Annotated in this window: 13 protein-coding genes; 5 read left to right on the top strand and 8 right to left on the bottom strand. The window is 71.9% G+C overall.

The annotated features are described in order from the left end of the window. Nucleotide 1: 1 nt before the first annotated feature. The gene (locus tag RWK90_RS06625; protein ID WP_314036044.1) at nucleotides 2-1,474 is read left to right on the top strand and encodes an FAD-binding oxidoreductase; all 1,473 of its coding nucleotides are present in this window, start codon (nucleotides 2-4) and stop codon (nucleotides 1,472-1,474) included. Beyond that, nucleotides 1,471-2,796 carry a class I SAM-dependent methyltransferase gene (locus tag RWK90_RS06620; RefSeq protein WP_396230280.1) on the top strand — a complete coding sequence of 442 codons (1,326 nt, stop codon included), beginning with the start codon at nucleotides 1,471-1,473 and terminating at the stop codon, nucleotides 2,794-2,796. The genes RWK90_RS06625 and RWK90_RS06620 overlap by 4 nt, the downstream gene beginning before the upstream one ends. A 120-nt stretch (nucleotides 2,797-2,916) precedes the next feature. Here the strand turns inward: RWK90_RS06620 and RWK90_RS06615 are convergent, their stop codons facing one another. The 3 genes from RWK90_RS06615 to RWK90_RS06605 form a co-directional block, all read right to left on the bottom strand. Next, a complete protein-coding gene (locus tag RWK90_RS06615) occupies nucleotides 2,917-3,789 on the bottom strand; it encodes an anti-sigma factor (protein ID WP_314036042.1) in 873 nt (290 codons plus the stop codon). Further along, nucleotides 3,786-4,367 carry an ECF RNA polymerase sigma factor SigK gene (gene sigK, locus RWK90_RS06610; RefSeq protein ID WP_314036040.1) on the bottom strand — a complete coding sequence of 194 codons (582 nt, stop codon included), beginning with the start codon at nucleotides 4,365-4,367 and terminating at the stop codon, nucleotides 3,786-3,788. Before sigK ends, RWK90_RS06615 begins: the two co-directional genes overlap by 4 nt. Nucleotides 4,368-4,441: 74 nt before the next feature. Continuing rightward, complete coding sequence (locus RWK90_RS06605; protein ID WP_314036038.1) at nucleotides 4,442-6,037, bottom strand: molybdopterin-dependent oxidoreductase; 1,596 nt, start codon at nucleotides 6,035-6,037, stop codon at nucleotides 4,442-4,444. Between the two features lie 152 nt (nucleotides 6,038-6,189). Here RWK90_RS06605 and RWK90_RS06600 point away from each other — a divergent pair, with 152 nt between their 5' ends. Continuing rightward, nucleotides 6,190-6,867: a fasciclin domain-containing protein gene (locus RWK90_RS06600; protein ID WP_314036036.1), complete on the top strand. Its 678-nt coding sequence runs from the start codon at nucleotides 6,190-6,192 to the stop codon at nucleotides 6,865-6,867. A gap of 728 nt (nucleotides 6,868-7,595) precedes the next feature. Here the strand turns inward: RWK90_RS06600 and RWK90_RS06595 are convergent. The 3 genes from RWK90_RS06595 to RWK90_RS06585 are packed head-to-tail and all read right to left on the bottom strand — an operon-like array spanning nucleotide 7,596 to nucleotide 12,446. Further along, nucleotides 7,596-9,515 (bottom strand): acyl-CoA dehydrogenase, encoded by a 1,920-nt coding sequence (locus RWK90_RS06595; protein ID WP_314036034.1) that lies wholly within the window; start codon nucleotides 9,513-9,515, stop codon nucleotides 7,596-7,598. A 10-nt stretch (nucleotides 9,516-9,525) separates the two neighbouring features. After that, the gene (locus RWK90_RS06590; protein WP_314036032.1) at nucleotides 9,526-10,413 is read right to left on the bottom strand and encodes an SDR family NAD(P)-dependent oxidoreductase; all 888 of its coding nucleotides are present in this window, start codon (nucleotides 10,411-10,413) and stop codon (nucleotides 9,526-9,528) included. 17 nt (nucleotides 10,414-10,430) lie between these two features. After that, nucleotides 10,431-12,446: a penicillin-binding transpeptidase domain-containing protein gene (locus RWK90_RS06585; protein ID WP_314036030.1), complete on the bottom strand. Its 2,016-nt coding sequence runs from the start codon at nucleotides 12,444-12,446 to the stop codon at nucleotides 10,431-10,433. Between the two features lie 148 nt (nucleotides 12,447-12,594). Between RWK90_RS06585 and RWK90_RS06580 the strand changes: the two genes are divergently transcribed. Then, nucleotides 12,595-13,143: a DUF4112 domain-containing protein gene (locus tag RWK90_RS06580; RefSeq protein WP_314036028.1), complete on the top strand. Its 549-nt coding sequence runs from the start codon at nucleotides 12,595-12,597 to the stop codon at nucleotides 13,141-13,143. A gap of 99 nt (nucleotides 13,144-13,242) precedes the next feature. On the opposite strand, the gene RWK90_RS06575 is transcribed toward RWK90_RS06580, so the two are convergent. Together RWK90_RS06575 and RWK90_RS06570 are read right to left on the bottom strand one after the other, a co-directional pair. Beyond that, a complete protein-coding gene (locus RWK90_RS06575) occupies nucleotides 13,243-14,346 on the bottom strand; it encodes a hemolysin family protein (protein ID WP_314036026.1) in 1,104 nt (367 codons plus the stop codon). Beyond that, complete coding sequence (locus tag RWK90_RS06570) at nucleotides 14,343-15,704, bottom strand: hemolysin family protein (RefSeq protein ID WP_314036024.1); 1,362 nt, start codon at nucleotides 15,702-15,704, stop codon at nucleotides 14,343-14,345. The genes RWK90_RS06575 and RWK90_RS06570 overlap by 4 nt, the downstream gene beginning before the upstream one ends. 224 nt (nucleotides 15,705-15,928) lie before the next feature. Between RWK90_RS06570 and RWK90_RS06565 the strand changes: the two genes are divergently transcribed. Beyond that, entirely contained in the window at nucleotides 15,929-17,404 is a 1,476-nt protein-coding gene (locus tag RWK90_RS06565) for an oligopeptide:H+ symporter (protein ID WP_314036022.1), read from the top strand. Nucleotides 17,405-17,441: the final 37 nt, after the last annotated feature.

The following is a 17,441-nucleotide window of genomic DNA, read 5'->3' as shown; positions in this document are numbered from 1 at the left end:
CATGGGAACCGCCGTGAGTCTCGCCGAACCACTCGTCGTCGGATCCGAGAGCCACGCCCGGGGCGTGCGGACGTTGGTCGACAGCTTCCGTGCCGTGCCCGCCGGTGAGCCGGTTCGGCTGGCCAAGCGCACGTCCAACCTCTTCCGGCCGCGCGCCTCGTCGTCGTCGCCCGGTCTCGACACCTCCGGTCTCACCCGCGTCATCTCCGTCGACCCCGACGCCCGCACCGCCGACGTCCAGGGCATGTGCACCTACGAGGACCTCGTCGACGCCACGCTGCCGTACGGCCTCATGCCCTACGTCGTGCCGCAGCTCAAGACCATCACCCTCGGCGGCGCCGTCACCGGACTGGGCATCGAGTCCACCTCCTTCCGACTCGGGCTGCCGCACGAATCCGTCCTCGAGATGGACGTCCTCACCGGCACCGGCGAGATCGTCACCGCCCGCCCCGACGGCACCGAGCGCGAACGCGCCCTCTTCCGCGGCTTCCCCAATTCCTACGGCTCGCTCGGATACGCGGTGCGGCTGCGCATCGCCCTCGAACCGGTGGCGCGCTACGTGGAACTGCGCCACGTCCGGTTCGACTCCCTCGCCGCGCTCACCGAGACCCTGGGGCGGATCAGCGAGGAGGGGAGGTACGACGACGAGGAGGTCGACTTCCTGGACGGGATCGTCTTCTCGGCCGACGAGTCCTACCTCTGCCTGGGGCGGCGGACCGACGAGCCGGGACCCGTCTCCGACTATTCGGGTGTGGCCGACAAGCAGGCGATCTACTACCGCTCCGTGCAGCACGGCGGTCCCGCCGGATCCGTGCGGCGCGATCGCCTGACGACCCGCGACTACCTGTGGCGGTGGGACACCGACTGGTTCTGGTGCTCCCGTGCGTTCGGGGTGCAGAACCCGAGGATCCGCCGGCTCTGGCCGCAGCAGCTGCTGCGCTCGTCGGCGTACTGGAAGATCATCGGCCTGGACCACAAGTACGACCTCGGCAACAAGATCGGCGCGCTCAAGGGCGAGGGGCCGCGCGAGCGGGTCGTGCAGGACGTCGAGGTGACGATCGACCGCACCGCCGAGTTCCTCGACTGGTTCCTGCGCGAGGTGCCGATCGAGCCGCTGTGGATCTGCCCGCTGCGGCTGCGCGAGTCCAGCCCGTCGCCCGGGGTGGGCGGCGGACCCGGCTCCGACCGGCCCTGGCCCCTGTACCCGCTGGCCCCGGAGACCACCTACGTCAACATCGGCTTCTGGTCCTCGGCGCCCATCGCACCCGGCATGGCCGAGGGCGCGTGGAACCGGCGCATCGAGGAGGAGGTCTCCCGGCTCGGCGGCCACAAGTCGCTGTACTCGGAGGTCTTCTACTCTCGGGAGGAGTTCGCGCAGCTCTACGGCGGTGACCACGCGGGCAGGGTGAAGGCGGAATTCGATCCACAGGGCCGGTTCGCGACCCTCTACGACAAGGCGGTGGGTGCACGGTGACCACGAGAAGCGCGGGGACAGCGGGAGCCCCGGACGCCGCGGGCAGGATGACGATCGGCGAGATCATCGGGGCGTTCGCCACGGGCGAGCCGCCCCTGCGGATCGAGGCCTACGACGGGTCCGCGATCGGTCCGACGGACAGCCGACTGGTGCTACGTCTGAAGAGCGAGAAGGCGTTGCAGTACTTCGTCACCGCCCCCGGCGACCTCGGCCTGGCCCGCGCCTACCTCATGGGCGAGATCGAGATCGACGGCGTGCACCCCGGCGCCCCGCACGACGTGTTCGGCGCCCTCGAGGTGTTCCGCAAACACATGACGCGCACCCCCGACGCGCGCACCCTCGCCCGGATCGCCCGCTCCCTGGGCCCGGAGAGCGTGGCGTTCCTGCCCACCCCGCCGATGGAGGTCAAGCCCGCCTGGAAGCGCGTCCTGTCCGGGATGCGGCGGCACTCCAAGGAACGCGACTCCGAGGTCGTCAGCTACCACTACGACGTCTCGAACCTCTTCTACTCGTGGATCCTCGGGCCCTCCATGACGTACACCTGCGCCTGCTATCCCGACGCCGACGCCTCACTCGAGGTGGCGCAGGAGAACAAGTACCGGCTGGTGTTCGACAAGCTCGGCCTCGAGGCGGGCGACCGGCTGCTCGACGTGGGCTGCGGCTGGGGCGGCATGGTCCGCTACGCCGCCAGCCGCGGCGTGAAGGTGATCGGCGTGACCCTGTCCAAGGAGCAGGTCGAGTGGGGCCGTGCCGCGATCGAGGCCGACGGTCTGGGCGACCTCGCCGAGATCCGGCTGCAGGACTACCGCGACGTCCCCGAGCGGGACTTCGACGCCATCTCCTCGATCGGCATCACCGAACACATCGGTCGGAAGAACTACCACGCCTACTTCACCACGCTGCACGGGTACCTCAAGCCGGGCGGGCGGCTGCTCAACCACTGCATCACCCGGCCCGACAACGTCGGCAAGGTCAAGGCCGGCCAGTTCATCGACCGCTACATCTTCCCGGACGGTGAGCTCGCCGGCGCCGGGACCGTCCACCTCGAGGCGGAGAACGCCGGGTTCGAGGTGGTGCACGAGGAGAACCTGCGCCAGCACTACGCCTTCACCCTGCGCGACTGGTGCGCTAACCTCGTCGAGCACTGGGATGAGGCCGTCGAGGAGGTCGGCGAGCCCATGGCCAAGCTGTGGGGGTTGTACATGGGCGCGTGCCAGTACGGGTTCGAGCACAACAAGATCCAGCTCCACCAGATCCTCGCCGTGCGCCTGGACGAGCGGCAGACCTGGGACGTGCCGCTGCGGCAGTGGTGGCAGGCCTGACAGGCTGACAGGCGCGGCGGGTCTGGCCGCACGTGCCCGGCCAGCCGGTCAGGCCGCCCGGCGGGCAGGCCGCACTGACCCGCCGGGCGGGGCGCCTCTCGCGCGAGGCACCCCGCCGCGTCAGTCGATGTCGAGCGCCAGCAGGACCTGCCCGGTCGGCGCGGGCGACCCGCCGGCGGGCTCCTCGGTGATACCGATCTGCTCGGAGTTGCGGATGCCGTCGATCTGCGCCGAAGGCGACGGGCCCACCTGACCGGCCTCCATCGTGCCGGCCGAGATCGGCTCGTGGTCACCCATCAGCCACAGCTGGTACGCGCGGCCCTCGGCCGGCTCGGGCAGGTCGGTCATCGAGATGACCGCCATGTCCGCGGTCTTGGACGCGAGCACCGTCGCGGTGCCGGTCCCGGCGACCTGACCGCGCACCACCGCGAGGTCGTCGGCCGCGAGCAGCGAGGTGACCTTGCCGGGCATCGATCCGGCGGGGGGCGAGGCGACAGGGAGCTCGCCTCCGCCGGAACCGGATCCGTCGGTGATGCGGCCGATGGTCACGCCGCCGACGAGCAACGCCACGGCGGCCGCCGCGACGGCGAGGAAGGTCAGCGGCCCGGGCCGTCGACGCTCACGCTCACGACTCAGGTCGATGACGTCCGCCCCACCCCGGGCGTCGTCGCCCGAACCGTCGCGTCCGGGTGACCCGACGGGGCCGGTCGGGCCCGACGGCGTGTCGGCGGCGACCAGGTCGAGGACGCGGTCCCGCAGGTGCGGCGGCGGCGCGGTGTCGAGGCCGGCGTCCGCGACGAGGTCGGAGACGACCTCGCGGGTCGACGCGATGTGCGCCAGCATCGACGACCGGTCCTCGGGGGCGGCGCTGACCAGTGCGGCCTCGACGGCGTCGGCCTCGTCCTCGGGCAGGGCGTCCAGGGCGTAGAGGTCGAGGTCCTCGGGGCGGACGCTGTCCGGCCTCGACGGGTGATCGTGGTGACGAACGCTCATGACAGCTCACCTCCCAGGCAGTTCTTCAGGCGACGCAGTCCGTCGCGGATTCTCGATTTGATGGTCGGTAGCGCGGCACCCAGTTCCTCGGCGACCTCGCGGTAGGTCAGTCCGGAGAAGTAGGCCATCTCGATGGACTGCCGCTGGTTCCCGGTCAGCGTCTCCAGGCACCTGCGTACCTCTGCGGCGTCCTCGTCGCGGGAGATCTGCTCCGTGACCTGCTCGGCGATGTCGCCGCTGTGGACGGAGCCGGTGGCGGCGTCGACCTCGTCCCGTCGCGCCGCGGAGCTCTCGGACCGGACCCGGTCGACCGCTCTACGGTGCGTGATCGTCAGCACCCAGGACTGCACGGATCCCAACGAGGGCCGGTAGTCGGCCGCCTGTTTCCAGACCTGCAGGAACACCTCCTGCACCGTCTCCTCCGCATATCCCGGGTCGCGGAGGACCCGCAGGGCGAGCCCGTAGACGCGGGGGGACATGAGGTCGTAGAAACGACCGAAGGCCTGTAGATCACCGGATGCGGCCAGCTCGAGCAGCCTCCCCGGGTCGGTCAGTGGCGGGGCGACTGGCTCGGACACGGGGTCCAGTCTAGTGGGAACCGGGTCCGTGGCGCGCGACGGTCGTGTCGGTCTCCTGCGGGTGTCCATGAGAGTCATGCCGCCACCACCCGGAACGTGCGGTTGTGCCAGCCGGTCGACCCGCTCGGGACGGGTGGTCTGCGCTCCTCCGGCTGCACCCGGCCGGTCGAGTCGGTCGCCCGGACGTGCAGCGTGTGCAGGCCCGGTTCGGCGTCCCACACCCACGACCACATCCGCCAGGTATCGACCGAGTACTCGTCTGCCAGCCGGGCGTCCCGCCACGGCCCGTCGTCGACCCGGACCTCCACGCGGTCGATCCCGCGGCGCTGGGCCCACGCCGTGCCGGCGACCACGGTCGGCCCCGGCGGGAGCTCCGCGAGCGGGGCGGGGCGGTCGATGCGGCTCGCGGTCCGGATGGGGCCCCTCTCGGCCCAGCCGCGGTCGGTCCAGTACGCGCTGGCCCGGTCGAAGCGGGTGACCTCCCAGTCCACCACCCACTTGGTGGCCGAGACGTATCCGTACAGGCCGGGGACGACCTGGCGGACGGGGTAGCCGTGTTCGAACGGCAGCGGCTCGCCGTTCATGCCCACCGCCAGCAGCGCGTCGCGGCCGTCCGTCAGGGCGTCGAGCGGGGTTCCCGCCGTCCACCCGTCGACGGAGGTCGACAGCAGCATGTCGGCACCGGGGAGCGGTCCCGCCTCGGCGAGCAGCTCGGCGATGGGGAACCCGGTCCAGGTGGCGGTGCCCACCAGGTCGCCGCCGACCTCGTTGGACACGCAGGTCAGGGTGACGATGCGCTCGCGCGCCTCGCGGTCGACCAGCGCCTGCCAGTCGAGTTCGATCTCCCGCTCGACCATCCCGTGGATGCGCAGCCGCCAGTCCGCGGTGCTCAGTGCGGGCACGCGCAGGGCCGTGTCGATCCGGTAGAAGTCGGCGTTGTCGGTGAGGAACGGGGTCACGCCCGGCGCGTCGGGCACCACCCCCGCGGGGACGGGCGCCGCCGCCTCGCGGGCGGCCACCCGGGGTAGGCGCAGGCCGGTGCGCTCGGCCACGGCGTCGGCGGCGCGCCGGGTCAGCGCGACGCCCACCGTGCCGGCGGCGGCGATGGCGGCCACGGCGGAGCCGGCCAGGACGAGGAAGCGTCGGCGGTCGGGTGCGCGCTGATCGCGGTCCCGGGGGTCGATCGCGACGACGGCGCCGTAGGGGCGGACCGGCGCGGAGGGCGCGGGCAGGAGCGCGGTGATCATCGCTCGCAGGGCCGCGATCGCGGTGATGGCGCCCAGGATCGTCGGGACGGCCCACGCCGGTCCCGCCGTCGGCCTCGAGAGCGCCGCGAGGACGCCGATCAGCCCGAAGGCGGCGAGTACGACCGAACCGGCCGGACGACGCGGGCGTTCGACGAGGCCGACGACAACTCCGGTGCCGACCAGGATCGCCGCCAGTCCGATCATCAAGGCCGGCTTGTCGGCGGTGCCCAGTGCGTCGATGGTGGCCTCGCGGACCGCCGCCGGGGCGCGGTCGACGACCGAGTCGGCCACCGCGAGGAACGGGGATGACCCCGGCGCGACGAATCCGGCGACGGCGTGGCCCACCGCGACGGCGAGACCGGTCGCGAGCAGGCCCGATGCCGCGCGAGCCGCGGCCCGGGGTCGGTGCTCTGTGCTGTCCATGCCAGGAGTTCGGAGCCGGGACGCGAGCGGACCGGTGCGAAAAAATGTGGCGTACCGCACCCATCCGGCTCGTCGGGAGTGCCGAAGTACCGGTGACCCACCGCACAGAGCCCCTCCATCCGGACCGGGGCTCCACCGAAAGGACCAGCATCATGGGCATCACGATCTCCCGGCGCGTCGCGTCGATCGCCGCGGCCGCCGCGGTCTCCGGTCTCGTCCTCGCCGGCTGCTCGACCGACGACGGAAGCGACACCGAGAACACCGCCGAGGGCACCGCCACCTCGGTCATGACGACCACGTCCGCCTCCGAGACCTCCGCGATGGAGGCGGAGCCGGCCGGCATGCTCGTGGGCGCGGGCTGCGCGGATTACGCCGAGGCCAACCCCGAGGGGCCCGGCTCGGTCGAGGGCATGGCGATGGAGCCGGTCGCCACGGCCGCCTCGAACAACCCGCTGCTCACCACTCTCACCGCCGCGGTCTCCGGCGGGGTGAACCCCGAGGTCGACCTCGTCGACACCCTGAACAGCGGCGAGTACACCGTGTTCGCCCCGATCGATGACGCGTTCGCGCAGATCGACGAGGCCACCATGCAGGCGCTGCAGACGGACGCCGACCTGCTCACGGGCATCCTGACCTACCACGTCGTGGAGGGCCAGGCCGCCCCCGATCAGGTCGTCGGCGAGCACACCACGCTCAACGGTGCGCAGCTCGAGGTCACCGGCTCCGGCGACGAGCTCATGGTCAACGGCGCGGGCGTCGTCTGCGGCGGCGTCCAGACCGAGAACGCGACCGTGTACCTCATCGACCAGGTCCTCATCCCCGAGGAGTGAGCTGACCTGATCCGCACCGAGCGGAGCTGATACCGACCGCGGGTGCCCTGAACGCCCGCCGAGGACAGCAGCGGGAGCCCTGAACTCCCGTCCGTCGCGAACCGAGCCCGGGCCGACACCACGTCGTCCCGGGCTCAGTCGCGTCCCCGGCATTCAGCCAGCGCGAATGGCCCGACTTACGCTGCCTGGCGTGCGTTGCGGCCGTTGCGGGGCCGGGTTCGGCCGCATTCCGGGCATCCCGCCAGCGCGAGTGGCCTGACTTACGCTGGCTGGCGTGCGTTGCGGCCGTTGCGGGGCCGGGTTCGGCCGCATTCCGGGCATCCCGCCAGCGCGAGTGGCCTGACTTACGCTGGCTGGCGTGCGTTGCGGCCGTTGCGGGGCCGGGTTCGGCCGCATTCCGGGCATCCCGCCAGCGCGCGTGGCCTGACTTACGCTGGCTGGCGTGCGTTGCGGCCGGTGCGGGGCCGGGTTCGGCCGCATTCCGGGCATCCCGCCAGCGCGAGTGCCCTGACTTACGCTGCCGCCGTGACCCGCGCTGGCTCTGTGTACGCATTCACCCCGGTTGTGCTGGGAGGATGGACCATTTTTCCAGCGCGGGTCAAGGAGCCAGCGCATCTGCGGGCCGGTGCGCTGGCTGGGTGCTCGCCCGGCGGTTCGTCGCCGGCCCGGCCCGTCGGCTCCCGGCCCGTCGGCCCGGGCCCGTCAGACGGGCGGCCCGGCGACTGCCGTCAGAACCACTCGTCGCGCATGTCCAGGGTGGTGCGGTCGCCGGAGGCCAGCAGGTCGAACTTGGCGTCGACGATCGGCAACTCCCGGCGCAGGAAGAACTCGGCGGCCTTGACCTTGCCCGCGGCGAACGCGTCGGCCCCGGCCCCGGCGGAATCCCCGGCACCGGCCCCGTCAGCGGCCCCGGCGGAATCCCCGCCCCCGCCCCCGGCCCCGGCCCCGGCCCCGGCGGAGTCCCCGGCCCCGGCCGCGCCCCCGACTCGGTCGCCCAGCGCCAGCAGCTGCTCGACCCAGATCCACGCGATCACCACGTGGCCGGTCGCCTCGAGGTACTCGGTGGCGTCGGCCAGGAACGTCTCCGGGTCGGTGGCGCCGACCTCGGCGAGCGCGGTGGTGACCTCGATGAGCCTGGTCACGCGCGGGCGCAGCAGCGCGGCCAACTCGGCGACGATCCCGCCCGCGGCGGCCGCCCGGTCGCACGTCTGGGTGATCCGCCCGGTGAGCGCGGCCAGCCCGGCACCGCCACCGGCGAGGACCTTGCGCCCGAGCAGATCCTGCCCCTGGATCCCGTGGGTGCCCTCGTGGATGGGGTTGAGGCGGTTGTCGCGGTAGTGCTGCTCGACGTCGTAGTCGATGGTGTAGCCGGCGCCGCCGAGCACCTGGATCGCCAGCTCATTGGCCTTGAGGCACCACTGGGAGGGCCACGACTTGGCGATCGGGGTGAGCACGTCGAGCAGGGTATGTGCGGTGGCGGCCTCGTCGGGGGCGGCGGTCTTGGTGTCGTCGACCAGGCGGGCGCAGAACAGCCCCAGGGCGAGCGCACCCTCGACGTACGACTTCTGGGCCAGCAGCATCCGCCGGACATCGGTGTGACGGGTGAGCATCACCTGCGGCGTCGCGGGGTCGGCGCCGGCGGGCCGGCCCTGCGGGCGGTTGCGGGCGTAGTCCAGCGACTTGAGATACCCGGCGTAGCCGATCGCGGTGGCGCCCAGTCCCACGCCGAGGCGGGCCTCGTTCATCATCGTGAACATCTTCTTGAGGCCGGTGTTCTCCTCTCCCACGAGGTAGCCCACCGCTCCGGGCTGTCCGCCGGGGGTGTGCATGCCCTGCCCGAGGGTGGGCATGGTGTTGACGGTGCCGCGGAAGCCCATCTTGTGGTTGAGGCCGGTGATGACGATGTCGTTGCGCTCGCCGAGCGCCCCGTCCTCGCCCACGAGGAACTTGGGCACGATGAACAGGCTGATGCCCCGAGTGCCGGCCGGCGATCCGGGGACCTTGGCCAGGACGAGGTGGACGATGTTCTCGGCCATCTGGTGCTCGCCGCCGGAGATCCACATCTTCTGGCCGAACAGCCGGTAGGTGCCGTCGGGCTGGGGCTCGGCGCGCGTGGTGATGTCGGCGAGGTTGGAGCCGGCGTGGGGTTCGGACAGACACATCGTCCCGGTGAACCGACCCTCGATCATGGGCCGGACGTACCGATCGATCTGCTCGTCGGAGCCGTGGGTGAGCAGCAGGTTCGCGTTGCCGGTGGTGAGCAGCGGGTAGGCGGCGGTGGAGATGTTGGCCGCGTAGAACCACGCCATGCACGCGAGGTAGGCGGTGTAGGGCAGTTGCATGCCGCCGACCCTGGCGTCCATGGCGGCCCCCACGAGGTCGGCCTCCGCGAACTTCGCGAGGGCCTCGCCGATCTCGGGGATGAGCTCGACCTCCTCGCCCACGAGCCGCGGTTCGGCGAGGTCGGCGGCCCGGAAGTGGGGCGCGAAGTAGCGCTCGGCGAGGTCGGCGGACAGGTCCAGCACCGCGTCGATCGTCTCGCGGGAGTGATCGGCGTAGTGCTCGCGCTCGCACAGGTCGGCCACGGAGAGCCAGTCGTGCAGGAGGAAGTCGAGGTCGGCGCGGGACAACAGGTGGGAGGGGGTCATGCCCCGCAGGTTACTCGCGGGTGGCGCGCGCGAACTTCTGTCCCATCTCGGTCATCGTGCGCTCGTAGGCGGCGGTCAGGAACCGCTTGGCGCGGTAGGACCGGCGTGCCTCGGGGTCGGGGAGGATGAGGAACCGGCCCGCCTCGAGGCCGGTCATGACCTCGGCGGCGATGTCGTCGGCGCCGCGGTCGGCGCGGTCGATGAGCTTTCCCGCGAACGCGCTGGCGGCGGGGTCGGAGGAGTTGAGGCTCGAGGCGAGGTTGGTGCGGAAGAACGACGGGCAGATCACGGACACGTCCACGCCGAACGGTTCGAGTTCCCAGCGCAGGCTCTCGGAGATCGCGACGACCGCGGCCTTGACGGCGGTGTAGGAGGACATCGTGGGCGGGTGCACGAGCCCGGCCAGGGAGGCGGTGTTGACGATCCGCCCGCTGCCCTGCGCCTTGAGCACCGGCACGAAGGTGCGGCACCCGCGGGCCACGCCCAGCAGGTTGATGTCGACGATCTGCCGCCAGTCGTCCTCGGTGAGCATCTCGATGCGGCCGCCCTGGGCGATGCCGGCGTTGTTGACGAGCACGTCGAGGCCGCCCCAGAGGGACTCGACCTCGGCGCGCACCGCCTGCCACTCGTCCTCCGAGCGCACGTCCAGGCGCAGGTAGCGGGCGTCGTCGGGGACGCTCGCGGGCCGGGAGTCGGTGGGGGCGAGGTCGGTGACGATCACCCGGTCGCCGCGTTCGAGGAACGCGGTGACCAGTGCGAGGCCCAGGCCGGAGGCGCCGCCGGTGACGAGGACGCGTCGGTTGGTGTCGCGAGGGGAGGGGGCCGACGACGACGAGAAGGGCAGTCGATCGAGTCCGGGCAGCGGCAGATCGGGCAGGGAGACCTTGGGCAGGCGCATGAGCCGAAACTACCCGTTCAGGCGGCGGGCAGCGGAGCGGGTTGGCCTGCCGCGCTGAGGAAGTCGGCCGCCATCTCCACCGCCGGAGCCGAGGAGTCGGCGCCCTCCATGAGCACGGCCACGGCGATGTCGCCGGTCGATCCCACGAACCAGCCGTGGGAGGGCCCGCTGCCGACCTCGGCGGTACCGGTCTTGCCGCCCAGGCCGGGGACCGGGCGGGCGGCGGTCGCGGTGCCGGACTGCACGGTCTGCACCATGTACCGGCGCAGGGTGTCCACGACGCCCGGCGGCAGCGGCTCGGGGGAGTCGTCGGCCACCGCGGGCATGCCGGCGATCACCTGCGGCGCGATCATGCGTCCGCCGTTCGCGAGCGAAGCGGTCATCACGGCCATGCCGAACGGGCTGGCCAGGACCTCGCCCTGACCGATCGAGGCCTCGACGCGGGCCGGGCCGCGCTCAGTGACGGGCACCGAGCCGGTGAACCACGACGAGCTCATCCCCGGGCCGGTGAAGCCGACCCCCAGACCCAGCTGCGCGGCCGTGTCCTTCATGGCGGTCGGCTCGAGCCGGTCGCTGATGACGGCCTGGCTGGTGTTGCAGGAGCGGGCGAACGCGGTCTCCATGGGCACCGGGCCGAGTTCGAAGTCGTCGTCGTTGGGGATGGTGCGGCCGGAGACGGTGATCGACGCCGGGCACGGCACGATCTCGTCGGGGCCCACGACTCCGGACTGCAGCGCGGCGGCGGTGGTGACCACCTTGAACGTGGAGCCCGGCGGGAAGCGGCCCTCGAGCGACACGGGCCCCTGCTGGTCGGCGGCGGAGTTCTGCGCCACCGTGAGCACGCCGCCGGTCGAGGGCTGGATCGCGACGATCGACGCCGCCAGCCCGGTGCTGTTCACCGCGTCCGCCGCGGCCTGCTGCATCGAGATCTGGACGGTGGAGACGAGGTCCTCGACCTCCCCGACCGGCGCGCTGCCGAGCTCGATCGGCTCGGCGTCGGGGTTGACGATCTCGGCACGCCACCCGCCCTCGGCCTGTAGCGCCTCGAGCCACGCGTCCGGCAGTCCGTCCAGGACAGGGGAGCGGAGTTCGCGGTCGGTGCGGATGAGGTCCCCCTGCTCGGGCAGGCTCACGCCCTCGATCGCGGCGAGCTGCTCACGGATGGGGTCGATGTCGCTGGGGCGCAGGCTCACCACCTGATACGGCTGGTCCGGGGCCTGCGCCATGCCGTCGCGGATCGACTGCCCGGTGATGGTCGGCGCCGCCGCGCTCACCAGGGCCGCCACCGCGTCGGCGCTCCCGGCGGCGTCCGGGGCGAGCGTCACCAGCGTCACCGGCGTCCACTGCAGCAGCGGCGCGCCCGTGCGGTCGAGGACGGACGTGTCGTAGTCGAGGATCTCGGAGAACGCCAGGTAGCCACCCGGGACGAGACGGGTGTCGAGGATGGTCGGCGCCCACTGCACCTTCCACTGGTCGTCCACCTTGGTCGTGGAGGCCTCGCCCGTGGTGGTGACCGTGCGCGGGGCGGGCGACGGCTCACCGCCCCCGCCGGCCGGGTCGGCGCCGCCCTCGTCGTCGTCGCCCTCTCCACTCCCACCTCCGGCGGCGTCACCCTCACCACCACCGACGCCGCCTCCGGCGACCCCCATGTCCCACGTGATCTCCACCGGCACGGGGTCCTTGTCGGGGCGCCGGTCGCCCTCGGGCGTGTCGATCGACAGGGTCGGCGTGAACCCCATCGACTCGATGTTCGCGGCGAGCGTCTCCTGCGCGGCGACCGGGTCGGTGGTCATCGCGGCGGCGCCGGCGACGTCGCCGGACTCGAGCGCGGAGAGGAACTGCTGGAGCTCGTCGGAGCCGGTGTCCCCGGTCAGCGCCGCGCACCCGGAGCCCACCAGGACGACGGCGAGGGCCGCCGCCACGAGGCCGGCGGGCCGGCGGGACCGGGGCCGGGAGGCGCGGACCGGGCGGTCTGGCCGCGACGGGACCGGGCGCGGCGAGGTCGGGGACGGGGCGAGGGGCGTGCGCGGCATCTCTCCACGAAACCAGAGTCGGGGACCGATCGCAGCACCACGGACGCGATCCGGGCGTCGCGGCCACGCCCGCGTCCGCGGTCTCGGCGCCACGGGCACGATCCCGGCGTCGCGCGGGTCGTCGCCCGTCGCGCTACCCTCGGGCGTCATGGCCGATCCCGTCACCCCGCCGAGCCCCGCCGACCGGGCCGCCGACCGGACCGCTGACCGGACCGCCACCGGGCCGGTCGCGCGCCCCTCCGGGTCCCCGGTCACCGCGACGTTGGCCCGCGTGCTCGACGACCTCGTCCGCGTGCCGGGCACCAACTACCGCGTGGGGCTGGATCCGGTGATCGGCCTGGTGCCGGTCGTCGGTGACGCCGTGGGCACCGTGGTCGCCGCCGCGGTGCTCGCGGAGGCCGTGCGCAACCGCGTCCCGGTCCACCTGCTGTTCCGCATGGGGTGGAACTACCTGGTCGACGCGGTCCTCGGCGTGGTCCCCGTCGCCGGCGACGTGGCGGACGTCGCCCACAAGGCCACGTCCAAGAACCTGCGGCTCGTCGACCGCGCGATCGCCGAGGGCCGCCGCGTCGACACCGACGCCCGCGGGTACCTCCTGCGGGCGCTCGGTGCGGTCGGCCTCGTCCTGCTCGCCCTGCTGGCGATCGCCGGGCTGGCCGTGTGGGGGCTGATCCGGCTCATCGGCGTCCTGTTCTGACCTGCGCCTCCTCACCCGCGACGCACGGACGGCGCCGCACGGACGGCAACGCCCCCGGGAGGTCGGTCCTCCCGGGGGCGCGTCGCCGTGGTGCGTGGGTCAGGCCGAGGTGACCGGCAGGAGGCGCCGGACGACGTCGTCGAGGGTGAGGACGCCGCGCACCTCCGAGACGTGGGTGCCCTCGTGCTCGCCGGATTGTTCGACGACGACGAGGTGGGCCCGCGCCTCACGCATCCGGCGGAACGCCTCCGCGACGGTCAGATCGTGCTCGAGGGACAGGCTCGGGCGCATGAGTTCCCGCGCCGTGGCCGTGGACTCGACGTTGATCGCGTCCCGCGCGTGGACCACGCCGACCGCCGTGTCGTCCTCCAGCACCAGCAGTCGCAGGTGGCCGGTGCGACGGGCGGTGTCCCGGATCTCCTCCGGCCCGGCGTCCACCCCGACCGAGGACATCTCCTCGGACGTGGCGGGCTCGTCGACCCCGCGCTCGCCGAGCAGGTCGCCCACGGTGAGTTCCTGCAGTTCGAGCGCGCTGAGCAGCTGACGCTGGTGGGTGTCGTCGAGCGTGCCGGCCTCGCCGGAGTGCCGGACGAGTTCGCGCAGGGAGTCGGCGTCCTGCCCGGCCGCGACCTCGTCGACCGCCTCGACGCCCAGTCGGTGCAGGATCGCGTTGGCGGTGTTGTTGAGGACCAGCAGCAGCGGGCGGGTCAGCCACAGGAACCCGCGCATCGGCAGCGCGAGCAGCGTCGCCGAATACTCCGGGTGGGTGATCGACCACGACTTGGGGGCCATCTCGCCCACCACCAGGTGGAGGAACGTGACGATGAGCAGCGCGAGGATGAACGCGATGACGTCTGCCGACCACAGCGGGAGCCCCCACCCGGCGAACACCGGGGTGAGCCAGTGGTGCACGGCCGGCTTGGTGATCGAGCCCAGCGCGAGCGCACAGAGCGTGATGCCGAGCTGCGCCCCGGCCAGGAGCAGGGTCAGCTCGGAGGCGTTCTTCAGGGCCGCCCGCGCGGCGGCGCTGTGGGCGGCCGCGTCCTCCAGCCGGTGGCGGCGGGCGGAGATGAGCGAGAACTCGACGGCCACGAAGAACGCGGAGGCCACGATGAGAACGACCGTCGCGCCGAGGACGACCCAGGGGTTGCTCATGAGTCCGCCGTCGGCCTCGGCGGCGAGCAGGGTGGTGGTGGGGGTCATCGTGCGGCCTCCTCGACCACGACGTGCAGCTCCGCGGGGACGCGGCGTTCGATCTGGCGGACCTCGGTCCTCAGCACCCGGTCGGCGGAGATCTCCTCGAGGATGTCGGTGTCGGGCAGGGGGATGTCGACGCGGGCGCCGATCTCCGGCAGGTCCCCGAGCGTCTCGATGACCAGACCGCCGAGGGTCTCCGCGTCGACCTCGGGAAGGGTGATGTCGAGCAGACGCTCGACCTCGTCGAGGTGGGTGTCGCCGGAGAGGACCCAGCCCAGGCCCTCGCTGACCGGCGTGGCCGACTCGGCCTGGGGGTCGTGTTCGTCGGCGATCTCACCCACGATCTCCTCGGCCATGTCCTCCATGGTCACGACGCCGGCGAACCCGCCGTACTCGTCCACGACCACGGCCATCTCGGCCTTCTCGGCGCTCAGCCGCGAGGCCACCTCGGGCAGCGGCAGGGAGGTGGGCACGACGATCGGGGCCCGCATCACGCCGGACACCGGCGTCAACGCGCTGTTCTGGTCGTCGTCGCACAGTACGAGCAGGTCGTGCAGGTCCACGATCCCGATCACGTCGTCGGAGTCCTCGCCCACCACCGGGTAGCGGGTGTGGCCGGTGGCCATCTTCGCCAGGACGTCGTCGACCGTGTCCTCCCCGCGGACCACGTCGGTGCGGGACCGCGGGATCATCGCGTGCTCGGCCGGCTGCCCCGGGAAGTCGAGCATCCGGTCCAGCAGTCGGCTGAGCTCGGGGGACAGCTCGCCGGTCTCGCCGGACTCGGCCACGATGTGCTCAAGGTCGCGGGCGGTCGCCGAGTGTTCCTTGTCGTGGACGGGCTCGATGCCGACCGCCTTGAGCAGCGCCTCGGACGCTTTGTCGAACAGGCTGATGAGCCAGCCGAACACCGCGAGGTACACGGTCGTGGAGCGCGCCAGCCAGCGGGCGACGGGCTCGGGCTTGGCGATGGCCAGGTTCTTGGGCACCAGCTCGCCGAACAGCATCTGGACGACGGTGGAGAAGAGCAGTGCCAGCACGGTGCCGACGGCCACGCCGACGGCCTGCGGCACGGAGGCCAGACCGAGGAGATCTCCGAAGGCCCGGCCGATGAGCGGCTCGGCCACGTAACCCACGACGAGGGTGGTGACGGTGATCCCGAGCTGTGCGCCCGAGAGCATGAAGGACGTGCGCCTGGTGACGCCGAGTACCCGCCCGGCGACGGGATCGCCCTTCTCGGCGGCCGCTCCCATCCGGGAGCGGTCCACGGCCATGAAGGCGAATTCCTGGGCGACGAAATAGCCGGTCAGGGCCGTGATCGCCAGGACGACCACTATGCCGATCAAGAGTGAGAGCGCGATGCTCATCCGGTGTTCCCCCTTCCGTGAAGGGGGCTGATAGATCGGGCCGGTGTGTCGGCTCGGCTCACTGGAGGTGCTCCTGCGCGTATCGGGTAACGCCCCGGGCCGGTCGCACGGGGCTCATCCTCCCGATTCTCCCGTGCGATGCGGCGGTTGTCGACTCCCACTGCCGCGGGGAGAGCGACGTCACGGGTTTGTCACATGCAGAAAGCAGGAGTAACACTGACGGAATGACAACTCGGGATGCCGAGGTGGCTCTCGCCGACAAGGACCGCAGGTTCTTCGGCCACCCACTCGGACTGGCGAACCTGTCGGGCATCGAGCTGTGGGAGCGGTTCAGCTTCTACGGCATGCAGGGGCTGCTGGCGTACTACATCTACTACTCGGTCAGTGACGGCGGGCTCGGGTACTCCGAGCAGATCGCCGCCTCGATCGTCGGCGCCTACGGTGGCCTGGTCTACGCCTCGGCGATCCTCGGCGGCTGGATCTCCGACCGGATCTTCGGAGCGGAACGGACGCTCTTCGGCGCGGCCGTCCTCATCATGCTGGGCCACCTGTCCCTGGCACTCGTTCCGGGGGCCGTCGGCCTGGGCATCGGCCTGGTGTTCGTCGGTGTCGGTGCCGGCACGCTCAAGGCGACCACCTCGACGGTGGTCGGCGACATGTACCAGCGGACCGACGACCGCCGGGACGCGGCGTTCTCGATCTACTACATGGCGGTCAACATCGGTGGTCTCACGGGGCCGCTCGTCACCGGCGCCCTGTGGGACACCCAGGGCTTCCACTGGGGCTTCGGCGCCGCGGCGGCGGGCATGGCCGTCGGCCTCGTCCAGTACGTCGCGATGCGGGGCGCCACGCTCAAGGGCGTCGGCGCGGTCGTGCCCGACCCCCTGCCCCGACCGGAGCGGCTCCGCGCCCTGGTGATCGGCGTGGTCGTGGTGGTGCTCGTCGCGGCGGCACTGGCCCTGGGCTGGATCCCGCTCGAGTCCCTGGCCGACATCGTCACCGCGATCGCGGTGATCGGCGCGGTCGCGCTGTTCGCCCTGCTCATCACCAGCCGCAAAACGCTGCCGGAGGAGCGGAGCCGGGTCATCTCGTTCATCCCGATGTTCGTCGCCTCGGTGGCGTTCTGGGCGCTGTTCCAGCAGCAGTTCACGGTGATCGCGATCTACTCGGACCAGCGTCTGGACCGCAACCTCGGTGGCTGGGAGATGCCGGCGAGCTGGGTGCAGTCGATCAACCCGCTGTTCATCATCATCTTCGCCGCCGTCTTCGCGACGCTGTGGGTCAAGCTCGGCAGCCGCCAGCCCTCGAGCCCGATCAAGTTCGCGCTGGCGAACCTCATCATGGGCATCGCCTACCTGGTGTTCCTGTTCTTCGTGGGCACCACCGCGACGCCGCTCCTAGGCATCGTCGGGATCCTGTTCCTGTTCACGATGGCGGAGCTGTTGCTCTCGCCGGTCGGGCAGTCCCTGTCGACCAAGCTGGCACCGGAGGCGTTCAAGACGCAGATGGTCGCGCTGTTCTTCCTCAGCGTCTCCATCGGCAGTGCGCTGTCGGGTGTGCTGGCCGGGTACTACGACCCGAACGACGCCGGCGCCGAGCGCAACTACTTCCTCGTGCTGGGCGTGGGGTCGATCATCCTGGCCGGGATCATCGCCGCGCTGTCGCCGTGGATCAAGAAGAACATGATGGGCGTGCGCTGAGACGTCGCCGCTGACACGACCGCGACCACCGGGCCGA

Origin of the sequence: Dietzia sp. CH92 (assembly GCF_032248695.1) — a bacterium.
Classification (GTDB): domain Bacteria; phylum Actinomycetota; class Actinomycetes; order Mycobacteriales; family Mycobacteriaceae; genus Dietzia.
The sequence above is the reverse complement of the archived record's forward strand: the minus strand, read 5'-3'. Positions and strand labels throughout refer to the sequence as shown.

Excerpts from the sequence above, each read along its gene's own strand:
- RWK90_RS06600 (WP_314036036.1), top strand. The coding sequence starts at position 6,190 with ATGGGCATCACGATCTCCCGGCGCGTCGCGTCGATCGCCGCGGCCGCC.
- RWK90_RS06615 (WP_314036042.1), bottom strand. The coding sequence starts at position 3,789 with ATGAGCGTTCGTCACCACGATCACCCGTCGAGGCCGGACAGCGTCCGC.
- RWK90_RS06625 (WP_314036044.1), top strand. The coding sequence starts at position 2 with ATGGGAACCGCCGTGAGTCTCGCCGAACCACTCGTCGTCGGATCCGAG.
- RWK90_RS06605 (WP_314036038.1), bottom strand. The coding sequence starts at position 6,037 with ATGGACAGCACAGAGCACCGACCCCGGGCCGCGGCTCGCGCGGCATCG.
- RWK90_RS06580 (WP_314036028.1), top strand. The coding sequence starts at position 12,595 with ATGGCCGATCCCGTCACCCCGCCGAGCCCCGCCGACCGGGCCGCCGAC.
- RWK90_RS06590 (WP_314036032.1), bottom strand. The coding sequence starts at position 10,413 with ATGCGCCTGCCCAAGGTCTCCCTGCCCGATCTGCCGCTGCCCGGACTC.
- RWK90_RS06570 (WP_314036024.1), bottom strand. The coding sequence starts at position 15,704 with ATGAGCATCGCGCTCTCACTCTTGATCGGCATAGTGGTCGTCCTGGCG.
- RWK90_RS06575 (WP_314036026.1), bottom strand. The coding sequence starts at position 14,346 with ATGACCCCCACCACCACCCTGCTCGCCGCCGAGGCCGACGGCGGACTC.
- RWK90_RS06595 (WP_314036034.1), bottom strand. The coding sequence starts at position 9,515 with ATGACCCCCTCCCACCTGTTGTCCCGCGCCGACCTCGACTTCCTCCTG.
- RWK90_RS06585 (WP_314036030.1), bottom strand. The coding sequence starts at position 12,446 with ATGCCGCGCACGCCCCTCGCCCCGTCCCCGACCTCGCCGCGCCCGGTC.
- RWK90_RS06565 (WP_314036022.1), top strand. The coding sequence starts at position 15,929 with ATGACAACTCGGGATGCCGAGGTGGCTCTCGCCGACAAGGACCGCAGG.